Source organism: Streptomyces thermovulgaris, assembly GCF_002155915.1.
Taxonomy (GTDB): Bacteria; Actinomycetota; Actinomycetes; order Streptomycetales; family Streptomycetaceae; genus Streptomyces; species Streptomyces thermovulgaris.
This window is the reverse complement of record NZ_MUME01000562.1, coordinates 1-1,159: the sequence shown is the minus strand read 5'-3', so window position 1 is coordinate 1,159 and position 1,159 is coordinate 1. Positions and strand designations below refer to the sequence as shown.

The window sequence follows — 1,159 nt, the reverse complement described above, 5'->3', positions numbered from 1 at the left end:
CAGCAACACCCCACCCGACCCACTCCGCCCCTCACAGCTTCTTCGCCAGCGCTGTCCGGATTTCCTGGATCATGTACGCCGGACGGTGGAAGACGTCCTCGGCGGTGAAGCGGAGGAGGCTGCGCACTTCGGGGCACTGGAGGATCTGGTTGTAGCGGGCGACGTCCCGGCGGTGGGAGTCGCGGGTGCCGTGGTAGGCGTAGCCCTCGATCTCGACGGCCAGGCCCTTCGCGCGGAAGAAGAAGTCGAGACGTACGCGGCGTCCGGCCGGGGTGATGAGTTCGGCCTGCGACTCGGGGTGGAGGCCGGCGTCGTGCAGACGCAGCCGGGCGATCGTCTCGGCCGGAGAGCCGGCGTGCGGATCGCACAGCCGCAGCCAGGTGCTTGCCCGAGCCGTACCCGGGGAGCCCGCCTTCGCCTTCAGGGATGCCGTGAGGGCAGCGACATCGGTGAGTGGTGGACGGCGGATGCCGTTCACCGTTCGACACCCGAGCGCGGATTCCACGGCGACGACCGCGTCGTCCCTCGGACCGGCCCGGAGAAGATCGGTGAGGGTGCGGCGCACGCCGGTTAGCCGGAGGCCGTGCCGGATCATGGTCACCTCGGAGGGTGCCACGTGCATGCGGCGCACCCGTACGCCTCTTTCACCGCCGTGCAGGGTGCGTCCGGGATCGATGAATTCCAGGGGCGTCCCGGTGCTCCTGCGCAGTGTCTCGATTCCCCAGATCGCTGCCGCCGAGCGGTGGCTGACGATGAGCCGTGGTCTGATGAGCTGCACTGCCCGCAGCCGCGTGATGAGGTCCGGAGAGCTTCCCGGTTCCGCCCAGGCACCGGCATGCAGCGGACCCAGCCCTGCTCCCGGAGCTTCCGTGTCAGGCTGCGCCGGGGCCAGCCTGCCTCAAGGGCGCGCGAGGTGAGCAGGACACCTCCGTCGAGCAGCTCCCGCAGCTGTTTCCGTTCCACCTCGCAAAGATCCCAGGAATCCCCAGGGCGTCACATGCCCTGTGGACAACCGGGCCGGGCGTTTCCGAGGGGCTCCGAGGAGTGTTGGTCCCGACGTGGAGTCTTGGTCCCGACGTGGAATCTTGACGCGGAAATGCTTCGGCCGCAGCAGCTCCCCTCCGCGCTGCTGCGGCCGCCCCGTTATCTTCTTGGCGGT

The 1,159-nt window shown here is 69.1% G+C and carries 1 protein-coding gene; it reads right to left on the bottom strand.

Translation table 11 applies throughout. The features are described from left to right. Positions 1 to 31 precede the first annotated feature (31 nt). Entirely contained in the window at positions 32 to 778 is a 747-nt protein-coding gene (locus CCN35_RS27310) for an endonuclease domain-containing protein (RefSeq protein WP_342748660.1), read from the bottom strand. Positions 779 to 1,159 lie beyond the last annotated feature (381 nt).